Below are 15691 nucleotides of genomic sequence, written 5' to 3'. Positions count from 1 at the left end.
TACCCGATAGCAAATGCGCCACTCTCTTTTCGCCTACACCTTCGCCCCCCTTGGTCCGGGCGGTTCTAATTTTTGCAAATTCGATTATCCCGAAAAGATGACGATGCCCTTGCAGCTGAAATCGCATTCGCATTCGTTACTTCTCTAGTAGGATTCCGGTACGTCTCCTTTGTTTTCTCCTCCTGTCCATGGACCAACTGCCGACATTCAAGAGCCCCCCCCCCTCGACTCCGTCACTAGGATCCGTCGTACTCATCAGCACCGTTGCCTGCCTCCTGACCCTCGTCCTTTGCTTCACCCCTATCGGCAGGAAGATATTGCTAACCGCAGACAACGCCGGGGCAGACTTGATCACACGCCTCGGAACCCAACTCAAACCCGCGCCTGAAATCGTCCTGATCGAAATCGATCGCATCCCCCGCGAAAGCGACACTCCGGAACTTGCCCCATTCACCGGCACACCTCCATTCTCTCGCGCCGTGTTGGCCCAAGCCATCCGCCGCCTCCACGCCGCCGGAGCCCAAACTGTCGGCATCACCGCCCCCATCTCCCGCCCGTCGTTACAGTACCCGGAGGGCGACCACGAACTCGCGGTCACGGCTGCAGAGCACCAACAGTTCGCCTATTTCTCGGCTGAGGTCGGCCCCTTCCCCCAGTCCACTCTCTTTGCCGGGCACCCAGTACTCGCGGTACCCGACGAGGCCATTATTCCACTCACTCCGGACGCCGCAGATCTTGGTGTCATGACGCTCCCCCCCGACCGCAACGACGGCGTCGTGCGGCTCATCCTCCATTCCTTTCCCGTCATCGACACCCAAGCCCAGCCCGGAGACCACCCCGAAAGGCACATCTGGCTGAGTATGGCGGCACGCTTGGCCGGCTCCAAGATAGCACTTGAGAATATCACAAGTGAAACACACCGAATCCGCTGGACCCATTCGCCCAAGGGCGCCGGATACGCCCCTTTTCAGCCATACCGACTCAGCGATTTGTTCGATCCAATCACGTGGCAGGATAAGTTCGATAACGGAACATTCTTCAATGGGAAAAAGGTGCTCATCACGCCAGCCCACCACAGCGTGCACAACACGCCTCTCGGCCCGACATCCCCCGCACAGATCCAACTCTGCTCGCTCAACGCACTGCTCGCCGGAGAACGCGGCATCATCACAGAGCTTCCCACAGAATGGGAACACGCGCCTCTGATCACCGGCGTCCTGGTTGCCCTCGTTCTCTTCTGCCTCATCCGCAACCCAGCCTACCGCACAGGAGCGGCCCTGTTAGCCGCGATAGTTCTCCTCGGGTTGGTATGGATTCTTTTCAACCGCAGCAACCAGCTCGTTCCATGGAGCGGTATGTTGTTCGCTCTCGGCTGCGTCTCCGCGGTGGGAATCGTCACCGACATGACGGCCCAACGCGCCGCCCGCAGGACGATGATTCAATCACTCAGCCGCCAAACCTCGCCAAAGTTGATCCGCAAGGTGCGTCGGCGCCCATCCCCATACCGCGAAAGCCTCGCCGGCACCCGTCGCCCGATGCCGCTGCTAACCGTCAACCTCAAAGACTTCGCCGAAGTGGTGGAGCCCCGCACTCCGGGCCAAAGCGTGACCCAGCTCAACAAGTACCTGGAGCACATCAACCACTGCATCTTCGACAACGACGGCATCACCTCCACCTCGCCCGGCGACTCGATCCTCGCCAGCTGGGGCAGCCTCGACGCCGAACCTCCCGCATCCTCCGCCCCACGAGCTCTCGACGCAGCACGCCAAATCCGCCACGAACTCGACGAACTCAACTCCTACTGGATGCGCCGCAAGTTCCCGCCCCTCAAACAAGGCATCGGCCTCCACGTCGGCGAGTGCATCATCGGAGAAATCGGCCCGCACAACCAACGCCAACTCAATATCGTCGGCCGCACCGCCAGCACCGTGCGCCAGATCGAAGCGCTCACCCATAAGTTCAGTTCGGAGATCATCCTCTCCGAGTCCATGCGCAGCCTCCTTCCTGAGGACGTCCAACCGCTGATGCGCCCGCTCCCATTCATTCAAATCCACGGCAACCCGGAAGCCCTCACGCTCTTTGATGTGCTGCGCAGCGAAAAGGTCGACCACTGGCTGACCTACAAAGACGACTACCTCGCCGGTCTCAAATCCTTCAACGACGGCGATTTTGAGAGCGCTGTCCGCCATTTCGACCGCTGCCGTTCAGCCTCACCGACCGATGGATTGGTCACCACCATGCTCGAAGGCGCACAAGGATTTGTCACCCGCCCTCCGCGTAAGTGGAAGGGTGTCATAAGCTTGGACAAACACTGAGCTCAGAGAAAATCCACCCCACGAAAAATTCTCGTAAAAGATGGCAAAAATTAAGTTGCACACTCCGTCATCCTGACGCAATGTGCCGCCCGCACCACTCACGGTGACGGACAATATCGGGGAGTAGCTCAGCTTGGTAGAGCGCTGGTTTTGGGAACCAGATGTCGCAGGTTCGAATCCTGTCTCCCCGATTTTTTGTGCCCTGATCCAGCCACTAGGTAACCAACGGATCACACGCTCCACACCACACAAACCGCTGGAGCAAGCTCATCCAAAGTTGAGCCCAGTTCGTTCTTGAGGAACCGCAGATTACCCAGATTTGCGAGGATTCTCTTTTGTGGGTTGCTACGGAGATTTCGCGGCTTGTTAGCCAACTCGCAGGACGACGTCACACCGACGGTGGGGACACCGTCACTCCAATCGAGATCCACGACGGACATACCGATGGCCTCTCCGGACCGCCGGTTTCCCATCCGCCCCCAAACACAAAGGAGCGCAGCAACCACTCCAGAGCTCAGCCCAGTTCGTTCTTGAGGAACCGCAGATTACCCGGATTTACGAGGATTCTTTTTGTCAGTTGCGACCGGGCCACACTGACGGTGGATAAGGATAACGAAGAGGATAAAGATAAGGAGGCGGAACATGCCTCCAACGCGAAACCGTTAGGATCTCCCGCCCGCCGCACCACGCAAACCGATGGAGCAACCACACTCCTGTGGTTGACCAACACCTCTCGAGCGCAGCGAGCATTTCCCCAGCACCCTGAGAGGGTGCGGGAGAACGTCGCACACGTCCGAATCCACGCCCTAATGAATCAGCTTCTTCGCGGCCTTCGCCACGCGGATGCCATCAAGTGCCGCCGAGACAATCCCGCCGGCATAACCAGCGCCCTCACCCGCCGGGATCAACCGCTTGAGATCCGGGCTCTCCAAGGTCTCCGGATCACGCGGAACCCTCACCGGACACGACGTCCGCGTTTCAAATCCAATCATCTGCGATTCCTCGCCAATGAAACCTTCCAGTTGTTTGCCAAACAACTTCAATCCCGTGCGCATGCGATCGACAATCCCCTTCGGCAGCAACTCGTGCAGCGGCGATGAGTTCAACCCCGCCTTGTACGATGTCGGACGCAGTTCCTCTGAAATGCGCCCCGCCATGAAGTCGCGGGTCAACTGTGCAGGTGCAGCCTGACCACCACCCCCCGCTTTCTTCGCCGCATGCTCGATCGCCGACTGATACGCGATCCCTGCCAACGCACCATGCTCCTCGGCGAACGCGAGAGTATCCTCCGGCTCGACGGTCACCACCAAACCCGAGTTGGCAAATGGCGAGTCCCGCTTGGCCAGAGACATGCCATTCACCACCACTTCGTCGTTAGCAGTCGATGCCGGCACGATAAACCCACCAGGGCACATGCAGAACGAGTGCACTCCACGCCCCTCGATCTTGCACGCCACGCGGTATGCCGCAGCCGGCAGCGAATGCGGACGCTCTTCACCGCGCGGCAGATGGTACTGCACAGAATCGATCATCGGCTGCGGGTGCTCGATCCGCACGCCCACCGCGAACGGCTTGGCTTCAAGAGTGACCTGATGGCTATCGAGCAGACGCAGGATATCGCGCGCCGAATGCCCGGCCGCGATCACCACGGCGTCGCCCAGCCATTCTTTACCATCAGCCGTGCGCACTCCCGAAAGCCTGCGCTCATTCCCCTTTCCTTCGACCAGCAAGTCCACCACCTTCGACTCAAAGTGCACTTCACCACCGCGCTCAAGGATGGTCGTACGCATCGACTTGATCACATTCGGCAATGCATTCGAGCCGATGTGCGGGTGCGCGTCGGTAAGAATATCCGGCTTGGCACCATGAGCGACGAGCGTTTCATAAACGTCCATCACATCGCCCCGCTTGGTTGCACGGGTGTACAACTTGCCATCAGAGAACGTCCCCGCTCCGCCTTCCCCGAAACAATAGTTCGAGTCCTCAAGCACCCGACCTTCCATCAAAATCGGGCGCAAATCGTAACGCCGCGCCGATGCATCCTTCCCGCGCTCGAGAATCACCGGCTGCAGCCCTTGGCGCAGGCACTCCAACGCCGCAAACATCCCGGTCGGGCCACACCCCACAATGATCACCCGCGGCTTCCCGCCCCCCGAAACCGATGGATATCGCTGCTCGTTCGCCTCCGGCTGAGGCGTCGGCTCAAAGGCTTCGTCAATCGTCACCTTCAAGCGCAGACGGAACTTCACCGGCGCCTTGCGCGCATCGATCGATTGCTTGGTCAGCTCGATCCCCGTGATCCGGTTCGGATGGATCTTCAACGCACGGGCGGCACGCTTCTTCCACAGCTGCTCGTCATCCGCACGGTCATGGGTCAGGGCAATCTCGCATTCCTTGATCATGTCCGCACCATCCGCCCACATCGGGCGCTACTCCAGAAAAAGTTTGAGTCGCACCAGGCCGGATAATGCCAAACGCGAGCGCGCTAACGCAAGGTCCCGCCCCGCGTCTGGATCTCCTTCTGAAGCTCTTTGTAGAACGCCTCGGCCTGCTCGAATGTCTGCTGCGCCATCGTGCTTGAGCGGTTCTTCCGCGAAGTGAACTTCTCAAAGGCTTCCGAGAAATCGACCGCCAGCGTCACCACCGGACTCATCCCGCGGTCCAACTTCCGCCGCACCACGGACAGCCGCTCTTTCAGCAACACGGCTTCCGCCTCCGCAGCACTCGCGCGGATCGCGTCCAACTCATATTCCACCATGTGCCCGAACGGCCGTAGCAACTCCACCATCACCGCCACCGAGCGGTCCCTTGGCAAAGTCACCCGCCCGTAAGGCTGCATCTGTGCCGCAGTCAGCAATGCCCGCGCGGAAAGGTGACTCGGGCACAAATCCACCACCTCCTGCAATTTCTCCAATACCGACCGGTTGCTCAACAAATCGCGGAAGCGCATGTCCAACGCCTGCACTTTGGCAAACTCCGCCACCGCCCGTGCCTCGGATTCTTCCAACTCCTCCGATCCAAGACGCGTCGCATGCCGCACCCCAGACGCCCCCATCACCTCCATCCGCAGCGCCATCTCCGGGTTCGCCGATGCAAGAATGTCCACGTACAGCTGCTCCCCATCCTGAGGCACCACCAGCCGCCGGACTGAATCCAAATCCTTCTCATCCAAACGCAACAACACCGTCGGCACCTCGGTGTGATGGATCAACTTGCCGTTCCCCTCATCAAAGCTCCCGACATACGCCACGTCTGGAGCCAGCTTCACCCCGGAAATCATCGAATCCACACCTACCAACGCCGCCAGCGCACCCAAAGACCCGCTGACCTTGCCGTAATATTTGGCCTCTGCTTCGACCACCAGCCCCTTGGGCCAGCCTTTATACGTCTTCTGCAATTCGCGCAGCGCCCGCTCGGTGCGCTTGCAAAAACTCTTGGAGAAATTGTGTCCTTTGGCGAACCCCATGCGCATCCCTTGATCACGCGGCACACTCACCCACTCCTGCCGCGCTTTCCCCCGCTTGTTTTTCTTGTCATCCCCCTCCTTGCGTTTGCCCGTCACCCACTTCCACTCGCGCGTGTTCTTCTGCACCGTCAAGGTAGTCACCTCCGGCATAAACCCACGCCCCGGAGCCGACACCATGGTCGAGACCTCCGCTTTCGGGAGCAACAAACGAGAGCCGTCTGCTCTCAAGTCCTCCGGCTCGGACTTCTTCTCCGGCAACACTTCTTGCGGCGACTCCTTCTGCTCTACCACCAAACCCGCATCATCCTCGAATCCCCCGTACTTGGCATCATCGCCTTCCGACGAGCCTTCAGCGTTCTCGTCGTCCACCGCAGCATCCACAATGCCATCCCAATCCACGCCGTTGCCGGCATCCAACAACACCTGGTAAGAGCGCCCAGCTGCACCATTAGGGTCCACGCGCCATCCGATATCCTGCAAATAATGCCCGAGCTTCCGGTCCTCCTGGGTCGCAGAATCGCTGGTCAAATAAGTGACCAAATCATTAAGATCTCCGGTCAACTCGGTGAACGACCCCATCCCCTCGACTTTGGTCAATGGCAAACCACGCGCAAACATCCCATTGGCCGTAATCGCGTCGCGGTTCGTCGGGTCCAACCTCAGAGCGATCGCCACAGCCCGCGCACGCACTCCATTGTCGTCCGCCTTGGATCCCGGGAAATTGCGCACCAGCGCCGCCAAAATCGATGCCACCTCGCGCCGCTGACCAACATCCAAAGTCAACATCTCGTTGCAAAACAATCCCTTCTCTACCGACGGACGAACATACCCAGCCTCGACCACCGCCAATCCCATCAACGCGGACAAACTAACTACCAATGATGGCCGGATCAGGGATTTGGAAAAAACTCGCTGCATGGAATATTGTGATCGCTAAGTTGCTCAACCGACCATATTTCGTCGGTCTCCGTCAAGAACACAAACAGACCTATAAGACAGGATTCCCTCATGCAAGCCTCGCCAGATCTTCAAACTCCAGAAATCACCACGCACGAAGACGTCATGTTCTTCGACACCGACTGCGGCGGCGTGGTCCACAACCTGGCCTACCTGCGCATGATCGAAACCGCGCGCACCCACCTCGCCACCAAAATGGGCATGGACCTCCGCTCGATGGCCGATTCCCAGGTCTTCCCCGTCCTCTGCCGCACGGAAGTCGACTACAAACGCCCGGGCAAGCTCGGCGACAAACTGCGCATCGAAGGCACCCTGGCAGCTCTGGAACGCGTACGCTTCTGGGTTGAGTTCCGCATGTACCGCGAGGCGGACGACACCCTGCTGGTCACCGCACGCCAATCACTGGCCCTGGTTCAAATGCCCGCCGGCAAACCAATGCGCCTTCCCGCCGACTGGGCCCAACGCTTCGTTGGCTCGGATCCGGCGTAAGCCCCCGCTTCGGGAACTAGTCAGGGTTCACATGATGGACAGAAGGTCTCGCTACGCAGAAAAAACCACCATCCCTCGAAGCGCAGCCACCATTCACTCCAGAAAGCCCCAGCAACCCAGCAGCCCGAAACCGCCGCGCGAGACGTAATATTCTTCTACCACCCACCCCACCGGATGCCCCGCAAAAAACAACCCACAAAGCAGCGCGTCATCCGCGTCACAGGAGCCCGCCAAAACAACCTTAACGGGATCGACCTCGAAATCCCTGTCGGCAAGCTCACCGTGGTCACCGGCCCATCCGGCTCCGGCAAATCCTCGCTCGCCTTCCAAACACTCTACGCCGAAGGCCAGCGCCGCTACGTCGAAACGTTCTCGCCCTACATCCGGCAGTTCTTCGACCGCATGGACAAACCCCAGGTCGACCGCATCGACGGCATCCCACCGGCCATCGCCATCGAGCAAACCAACAACGTCCGCACGTCCCGCTCGACCGTCGGCACCATCACCGAGATCAACGACTACCTGAAGATTCTCTTCGCCCGGCTGGCAAAGGGCTACTGCCCGCAAACCGGCCTCGAAGTCGTTCCAGCCACCGCCCAGTCCATCCTCAGCTTCGCGCTCAACGAATGGGAGGACCGCGCGCTGCTGGTCACCTTTCCCGTTCCCGCCCCCACCGACAAAGAGCCCGCGGAGTTCTTCGAGTTCCTCCACCAGCAAGGCGTGCTGCGCGTCGTCATCTTCGGCGAGGTGCTGCGCACGGATGAACCGGAAAGCTACTCGAAAAAGCGTCTCCCCGCCGAAGTGCTCGTCGTCCAGGACCGCATTCGCTCAAAGGACGACCAACGCACGCGCCTGCTCGAAGCCATTGAGGCCGCACTCCATTCAGGCAAAGGCGAAGCCGTGCTCATCGATTCCAAGTCCGGCGACCAGCAACGCTTCACCGCCGACTGGCTCTGCCCCGAAAGCGGCATCCGCCTCCACCCACCCACACCCGGGCTTTTCTCGTTCAACTCACCGGTCGGCGCCTGCCCGAAATGCCGCGGCTTCGGCAAGGTCATCGCACTCGACATCCACCGCGCCATCCCGGATCCCACGCTGAGTATCCGCGAGGGAGCGGTCAAAGCCTTCCAAGGGGAAACCTACAGCGAGTGCCAACGCGACCTGATCCGCTGCGCCAAAACCCGCGGCCTCGATCTCGACGTTCCATTCGAAGACCTCGACGAAGACGACCAGGACTGGGTGCGCGACGGCGACCCCGGCTATGCCGACCCGGACGACGCGTGGGCGAACCAGGCGTGGTACGGCGTGCGTGGGTTCTTCGATTGGCTGGAATCCAAGTCCTACAAGATGCACGTCCGTGTGTTCCTGAGCCGCTTCCGCGACTACACGGAATGCCCGGCCTGCCGTGGCGCGCGCCTTCAACCTGATGCGCTCAACTTCCGCATCGCCGACCTCACACTGCCGGAGGTCTGGACCACGCCGGTCAACCTGCTGCTGCCGTTCTTCCGCAACGAAGTCGCACCGCTACTGCCCAAGGACGACCCGGCCACCCGCCTGGTCTACGAAAACGTCGAGTCTCGCCTCAACTACCTGACCAAGGTCGGCCTGACCTACCTCACTCTCGACCGCGAAACCCGTACCCTCTCCGGCGGCGAAACCGCACGCGTCAACCTCACCACCTGCCTCGGCGCCGCACTCACCGGTACGCTCTTCGTTCTCGATGAACCATCGGTCGGCCTCCACCCGCGCGACACGTCCCGCCTGATCGAGGTGATGCACCGCCTGCGCGACCAGGGCAACACCATCGTCGTCGTGGAACATGAAGAGTCCGTCATGCGCGCCGCCGACCACTTGGTCGACATCGGTCCGGGCCGAGGCAAGGACGGCGGCGACCTCGTCTTCTCCGGCCCATTGGCCAAGCTCTCGCCCGCCACCACTCCGAAATCACTCACCGCACAATACCTCGGCGGCACCGCGGAGATCGCCATCCCCGCCCAGCGCCGACGTCCGACCTTGAAGAACTGGCTGCGCGTCAATGGTGCCAGCGGCCACAACCTGAAGAAGCTCAACGTCGACATTCCGCTCGGTGTCTTTTGCGCGGTTTCCGGGGTTTCCGGCTCCGGCAAGTCCACGCTGGTCCACCACATTCTCCACCCGCACATCGCCGCCGCATTGGGTAAAGCCACCGCCTCTGGCACGTCCCAAGGGCGCATCCGCTCGCTCGCCGGCACGGAAAACCTCAGCGACGTCGTGATGGTCGACCAAACGCCCATCGCCCGCACCCCTCGCTCGACTCCGGTCGTCTACCTCGGGGTCTTCGACGCTATCCGCAAGCTTTTCGCCAACACACCACAAGCGCGAGCCCAGGATCTCAAGCCAGGTTACTTCTCATTCAACACATCCGGCGGACGCTGCGAGCGCTGCGGCGGCATGGGTTGGGAAAAGATCGAGATGCAGTTCCTCAGCGATCTGTTCGTGGTCTGCCCTGAGTGCGAGGGCAAACGCTACCACAGCGCGGCGCTCGAGTTCACCCTCGGCAGCAAAACCATCGCCGAAACCCTGGAGCTCACCACCGACGAAGCGCGCGACTTCTTCGCCGGACGCGCCGGTCACAAAAAGCCCAACCGCGACCTTCAACGCATCCTCGACGCCCTCGACCTGATGCGCGAACTCGGCCTCGGCTACCTCCGTATCGGCCAACCCGTCAACACACTCTCCGGCGGCGAGGCCCAGCGCCTCAAGCTCATCTCCCACTTGCTGGAAAGTCCGTCGGGCAAGTCCACGCGCAAAACACTTTTCATCTTCGACGAACCGACCACCGGCCTCCACTTCGACGACATCCGCCTGCTGCTCGCCGCCTTCCAACGCATGGTCGACTCCGGCCACTCGCTGCTGGTCATTGAGCACAACCTCGACGTCCTCAAGTGCGCCGACCACGTCATCGACCTAGGCCCGGACGCCGGCGCCGACGGTGGCCTCGTCGTCGCCACCGGCACGCCGGAGGAAGTCGCCGAGCGAGATACCCATACCGGACGCTTCCTCGCCGAACTCCTCACCGACGGCCGCTCGCTCGCCGCCGAATCCGAGGCCCACTACAACGCCGCCCCACCCGAAACCAACACCATCTCGATCCACGGCGCCCGCGAGCACAACCTCAAAAACATCAACCTCGACATCCCGCGAGATGAGTTCGTCGTCATCACCGGCCTCAGCGGATCCGGCAAGTCGACCATCGCCTTCGACATCGTCTTCGCCGAAGGCCAACGCCGCTTCCTCGACTCGATGTCGCCCTATGCCCGCCAGTTCGCCGAGCAGATGGAAAAGCCGGACGTCGACCACATCGACGGCCTGCCGCCGACCGTCGCCATCGAACAACGCATCTCGCGCGGAGGCGGGAAGTCCACGGTTGGTACGGTCACGGAGGTCTACCATTTCCTGCGTTTGCTCTTTGCCAAAGTCGGCATCCAGCATTGCCCGGAGTCCGGCGTGCCTGTGGTCTCGCAGTCGGAATCGGCCATAAGCTCACAGCTCCACGAGCTCGCCAAATCCGCGTCGCTGAAGGTGCTCGCGCCCGTCATCCGCAACCGTAAAGGCTTCCACACCGACGTCGCGGAAGCCGCGGGCCGCAAAGGGTTCACCCATTTGCTGGTCGATGGCAAAATCACCGCCATCGACGGCTTCCAACCACTGGAACGTTTCAAAACCCACGACATCGACATCGTCATCGGTGAGGTTCCAAAAGGCGGACTGTCCGTCACCGCGATGGACGAACTAATCGCCACCGCGCTGCTCCACGGCAAAGGAACGCTGCGCGTGCTCGCCGGACGTTCGAAATCGCTTCAGGTCTTCAGCACCCGCGCCGTCAGCCCGGTCACCGGTGAGTCGTTCGACGACCTGGAGCCCAACACATTCTCGTTCAACTCACCGCGCGGATGGTGCCCCGAATGCCGAGGGTTCGGCTTCGTCCACTCGTTCGCCAAACCCACCGGCCGAGAGGAATCCGTGCTGGAAGAAGAACTCAACGAGGAACGCCGACTCGAAAATGCCGCCGAATCGGAACTCGTCGCCTGCCCGCAATGCGGCGGCTCACGCCTCCACCGCAATGCCCGCGCCGTGCGCCTGCCAGAAAGCGGAGGCCACCCGTGGTCGCTACCGGAACTCGTCACCCGCGACGTCGCCTCACTCAAAGCCGACATCTCCAGCCTCACGTTCAGCGGACGCGAAAAACTCATCGCCCGCGACATCCTGCCCGAGATCACCCAGCGCCTCCACTTCATGGAATCGGTCGGCCTCGGCTACCTCTCGCTCGACCGCGCGGCCACCACGCTCTCCGGCGGCGAATCCCAGCGCATCCGCCTCGCCGCCCAACTCGGGTCGAACCTGCGCGGCGTCCTCTACGTCCTCGACGAACCCACCATCGGTCTCCACCCGAAGGACAACAAACACTTGCTCGACACCCTCGAACAACTGCGCACCCAGGGGAATTCGCTGCTCGTCGTCGAACACGATGAGGAAACCATGCAGCGCGCGTCCCACATCATCGACCTCGGCCCCGGCGCAGGCCGCCTCGGCGGGGAAGTCGTCGCGTCCGGGTCGCTCGCCCAGATCAAACGCAAAACGAGGATCTCCGCCACGGCGCGCCACATGAAGGCGCCAATGCAACACCCGATCCACGGCACCCGCCGCAAGCTCCCCGCCAAGTCCGCGAAGCAAGGGTGGCTCAAGATCAACGGCGCCCACCTGCGCAACCTCCAGGACCTCAATGTTCAGATCCCGGAGAAGCGCCTCACCGTCATCACCGGCGTCTCCGGGTCCGGCAAAAGCACGCTGATGCGCGGCGTCGTCCACCCGGTCGCCCAGGCTCTCGCCGGTAAGAAGAAGACCACGAAAAAGCCGGACTTCAGCGACCTCTGCAAGTCCGCCACCGGCTTCGACCAACTCACCGCCGTCTACGAAGTCGACCAGTCACCGATTGGCAAAACCTCGCGCTCCACACCGTCGACCTACGTCAAGGTCTTCGACGACATCCGCAAGTTGTTCGCCAACGTCCCGGACGCACGCCTCCGCGGCTACACCGCCTCCCGCTTCTCGTTCAATACGGAAGGCGGACGCTGCGAAGCCTGTAAAGGCAACGGCCGCGTGAAGCTGGAAATGAACTTCCTCCCCACCACCTGGGTGCCGTGCGACGAGTGCAATGGCCAGCGCTACAACTCCGCCACCCTCGAGGTGCTCTACAATGGCAAGTCCATCGGCGATGTCATGGCCATGACCATTGAGGAGGCCGCTGCGTTCTTCGACGCCCATCCGAAAATTCGTCGCACCCTCGAGCTGCTCACCGACACCGGCCTCGGCTACCTCCAGCTCGGCCAGCCAAGCCCGACGCTCTCCGGCGGCGAAGCCCAGCGCATCAAACTGGTCGCACAGTTGATCCGTGGAGTCGGCCGCAGCGCCAACGCCAAGCTCAAATTGCGCGAGGCTCCCGGTTGTCTCTACCTGATCGAAGAACCTACCATCGGTCTGCACATGGAAGACGTCGCCAAACTCATCGACGTCCTCCACCGCCTCGTCGACGACGGCCACACCGTCATGGTCATCGAACACAATGTCGATGTCATGGCCGAAGCCGATTACCTCATCGACATCGGCCCCGACGCCGGCCCTAACGGCGGCACCATCACCGCCGCCGGCACCCCGGAGCAAGTCGCCGCCAAAAAGACCTCCCACACCGCCCCCTTCATCGCCGCCGCCTTGAAATAAGCCCCCCGTCCCATCGGGCGCAGCCTCACGTTAAAATACTCACGCAGAGCCGCAAAGACGCAAAGGATCCCCCTCCTTCAAATCCTTCGTGTGCTTCGTGCCCTTTGTGGTTTCAACCACACTACCCGTGGTCGCTTTTGGCCATTCGCAGATTACGCGGATTCCACAGATTGTTTTGTAGTTAGAAGCAATACCATCTGCGGATAGCTCAACGTCCCCGGCGCCATTCAATCCGTCGGAGCGACCACGAACCTGACTCAGGGTACTAGAAGAGCAGCAGCCTCGCGACATCCCCTCTTTCCAAACAATTCCTCTGTGCTCTCTGCGGCCTCTGTGGTTCCATCCCCCCACATGAATACCCCACCACCTCTTCCAGAGCAGTCGGACACCCCGATGGTGAAAGCCATCCAGCGGGCTGTCTTCAAAGAAGTGATGAAATCCCGGCTCGGCAATATCGAGTTTGATTATGGATTGATCGAGAGATCCCACGCGCAAGCCGAAGCGTGGATCAATCACAACCCACACATCGAGATCGTCCAGATTCAGACATTCCACAGCAGCATCCACGGCATCACCGTGGTGTGGTACCGCTAGAAAGCTGAATCAATCGACATCCGGAGCCCCCTAACCAAGGGACAGAAACTTCATCAACGCGGCTTTGCGCGTCTCAGTAGCAATTGGAAGTGCCTGCTGGCGCCAGCGGATCGGGCCGAGGCGCTTCACTTTCAACTCGGGGACCGCCAGGTGCAGGGTGTCGGCTGTTCCGGTTTGTTCGGCCTTCTTCGCCACCCGGTGGTCGGCGATGGATACCTTGTCGGCATCCTTCAAAATGTGCTTCCACAGCGATGACGACCAGGCGGCACCTTCTTCCACCCCGACGGTGAACGGCACGCCGATCAGACGGGAAACCAGCCACGCCACCAGCGCGCACTCGGACCGCGAGGCGTGAACACGCTTCACCCCGTTGCGCTCGATGGCCTGCGCGAGCCAGACCGCACGCCGCGCGTGAAGCAAGAAGGTCTCGCCATCGATGGCCTGATGAAGGCTGCAGCGTAGGTTTTCCATTTGCTGGCGCCACTCGGTCCGGCTGCGCCACTCCATCTCAAGCACCATGCCATCGGGCACAAACTCCAGGCGTTCGCCAATGTGACGTGCCAGAGGCTCCGGCATTGCACAGGCGCCTTGCTCGGTGAGTGACAACACATTCACGCCACTGCAATCCAGCAACCAGTTCAGCTCCTGAGCCAACGCAGCATCGCCCAAATCCTCGGAGACCTGTGGCAGAGAATCCGTTAGAACCATCAGTTCAGCTGGGGTTCCGGCTGCTGCATCATCCGCAACCGCGGCCATCAGATGTTCTTTGAGCTGCCCCGCCGTCACCTTCAGCGCGAAAATACGCTCCATGCGTTCACGGCCGGCACGCCCCATCGAATACGCCAACTGCGGGCGCTCAAACAATCGGGTAAATGCCGCAACGAGCTCGTCGCTGTTACCAGGCTCCGCGAGGAACCCAGTCACGCCATCATCGACCATTTCCGGCACTCCCACGAGATGGGTCGAAACAATAGGCAACCCACAAGCCATCGCTTCAGTGATGACTGTTGGTAGAATATCACTGGCGCCCTTGGAGTCGACGATACACGGCAACGCGAAGACATCGGCCGCCAGCAGCTCCGCCTTCACTGCATCCTGCGATCGGCGCCCGAGCAACTGCACTTCATCCTCCAGCCCGAGCTCACCGATTTGTTGGCTCAAGCGCTCATGCCACGGACCTTCGCCAATGATCCGGCAGTCGACTGGGATTCCCTGTTGCTTGAGCTTTGCCACCGCATCGATCAAATGGCGGAAGCCCTTGAACTCGATCAAGCGGCCGACACTGATGATGCGCAGCGGCATCCCGTTGGCCCACTCCGATCCGGGCGATGCCAGAGGAAAGCCCTCGGGATCGATCCCGTTATAGATGCGAGTGATTTTATCACACGAGTCGGGACAGGTTTCGCACAGAAGGTTACGGGAGAAATCACTGACAGCGACTACGAACTTTGCTTCGCGGCACATCTCGCGCAACAAATCATCGCTCCCCAAGTCGACCATGAAGTCCTGGGCGTGCGGGGTAAAACTGAAGGTAATGCCAGAGATTGCTTTGATAAACAAAGCCGTGTGGGTCGCTCGGTTGGCAAAGTGCACGTGGAAGTGCGACACGCCCAACCGTTTGAACAACTTGGAAAAGTACAATGCATTGCGCGCCCGCGTCGCCGCTTTATAAGACGGCCCGTACTCGCGCTCGTGGCGATCGATCATTTCCTGCGGCCATGATCCGTCGGCCCGCGCCTCGGCCTCCAGGCGCTTGAGTACCGCAGTGCCCGGCTGATGGAAAACCGGCGCCTGCAAATCATTCAACCGCTCGTGCCGGAAACTGTCCTTCGGCGGGCAAATCGATGCCACCACCAAATCCACATCCTGACGCCCAAGCTCCAACATCTCGGAATCGCAGAACGTCTGCGAAACAACAGGGTAGCGAGAGTAAAGATAGGCGATCCGACGCTGACTCATAGGAACTTGGAAAGGATGATCAAATTGGATAATTCTGGTCACGACTACCCACCTGATCGGATGGCCTGCGCCGCGCGAGCAACACCATCCTATCTTCCGCAATAAATATCCAGCATATCCTGAAAGATCCTTTGAAGCGTAATCTTCACATGAA

The 15691-nt window shown here is 60.7% G+C and carries 7 protein-coding genes and 1 tRNA gene; 5 read left to right on the top strand and 3 right to left on the bottom strand.

Annotated elements, in window-relative coordinates; translation table 11 throughout:
- Window positions 1-188: 188 nt before the first annotated feature.
- Window positions 189-2315 carry an adenylate/guanylate cyclase domain-containing protein gene (locus G3M56_RS02790; RefSeq protein WP_164363122.1) on the top strand — a complete coding sequence of 709 codons (2127 nt, stop codon included), beginning with the start codon at window positions 189-191 and terminating at the stop codon, window positions 2313-2315.
- A gap of 117 nt (window positions 2316-2432) precedes the next feature.
- Window positions 2433-2506: transfer RNA gene (locus G3M56_RS02785), tRNA-Pro, on the top strand.
- A gap of 615 nt (window positions 2507-3121) precedes the next feature.
- Here G3M56_RS02785 and G3M56_RS02780 read toward each other — a convergent pair.
- Window positions 3122-4717, bottom strand: a complete 1596-nt coding sequence (locus G3M56_RS02780; protein ID WP_164363120.1) for an NAD(P)/FAD-dependent oxidoreductase — start codon at window positions 4715-4717, stop codon at window positions 3122-3124.
- An 83-nt stretch (window positions 4718-4800) separates the two neighbouring features.
- Window positions 4801-6699, bottom strand: a complete 1899-nt coding sequence (locus tag G3M56_RS02775; protein ID WP_164363118.1) for a hypothetical protein — start codon at window positions 6697-6699, stop codon at window positions 4801-4803.
- A 90-nt stretch (window positions 6700-6789) separates the two neighbouring features.
- On the opposite strand from G3M56_RS02775, the gene G3M56_RS02770 reads away from it, so the two are divergent.
- The 3 genes from G3M56_RS02770 (at window position 6790) to G3M56_RS02760 (ending at window position 13578) form a co-directional block, all read left to right on the top strand.
- Entirely contained in the window at window positions 6790-7227 is a 438-nt protein-coding gene (locus tag G3M56_RS02770; RefSeq protein WP_235203550.1) for an acyl-CoA thioesterase, read from the top strand.
- Window positions 7228-7401: 174 nt separating this feature from the next.
- On the top strand, window positions 7402-12984 hold the full coding sequence (uvrA, locus tag G3M56_RS14230) for an excinuclease ABC subunit UvrA (protein WP_164363115.1): 5583 nt from the start codon (window positions 7402-7404) through the stop codon (window positions 12982-12984).
- Window positions 12985-13335: 351 nt separating this feature from the next.
- Window positions 13336-13578, top strand: coding sequence for a hypothetical protein (locus tag G3M56_RS02760; RefSeq protein ID WP_164363113.1), 243 nt, complete (start codon window positions 13336-13338; stop codon window positions 13576-13578).
- 30 nt (window positions 13579-13608) lie between these two features.
- Here G3M56_RS02760 and G3M56_RS02755 read toward each other — a convergent pair whose 3' ends face one another.
- Window positions 13609-15537 (bottom strand): glycosyltransferase family 4 protein, encoded by a 1929-nt coding sequence (locus G3M56_RS02755; RefSeq protein ID WP_164363111.1) that lies wholly within the window; start codon window positions 15535-15537, stop codon window positions 13609-13611.
- Window positions 15538-15691 lie beyond the last annotated feature (154 nt).

Origin of the sequence: Sulfuriroseicoccus oceanibius, from assembly GCF_010681825.2 — a bacterium.
Taxonomy (GTDB): domain Bacteria; phylum Verrucomicrobiota; class Verrucomicrobiia; order Verrucomicrobiales; family SLCJ01; genus Sulfuriroseicoccus; species Sulfuriroseicoccus oceanibius.
Note: the sequence above shows the minus strand (reverse complement) of the source record. Positions and strands in the feature narration are given on the sequence as shown.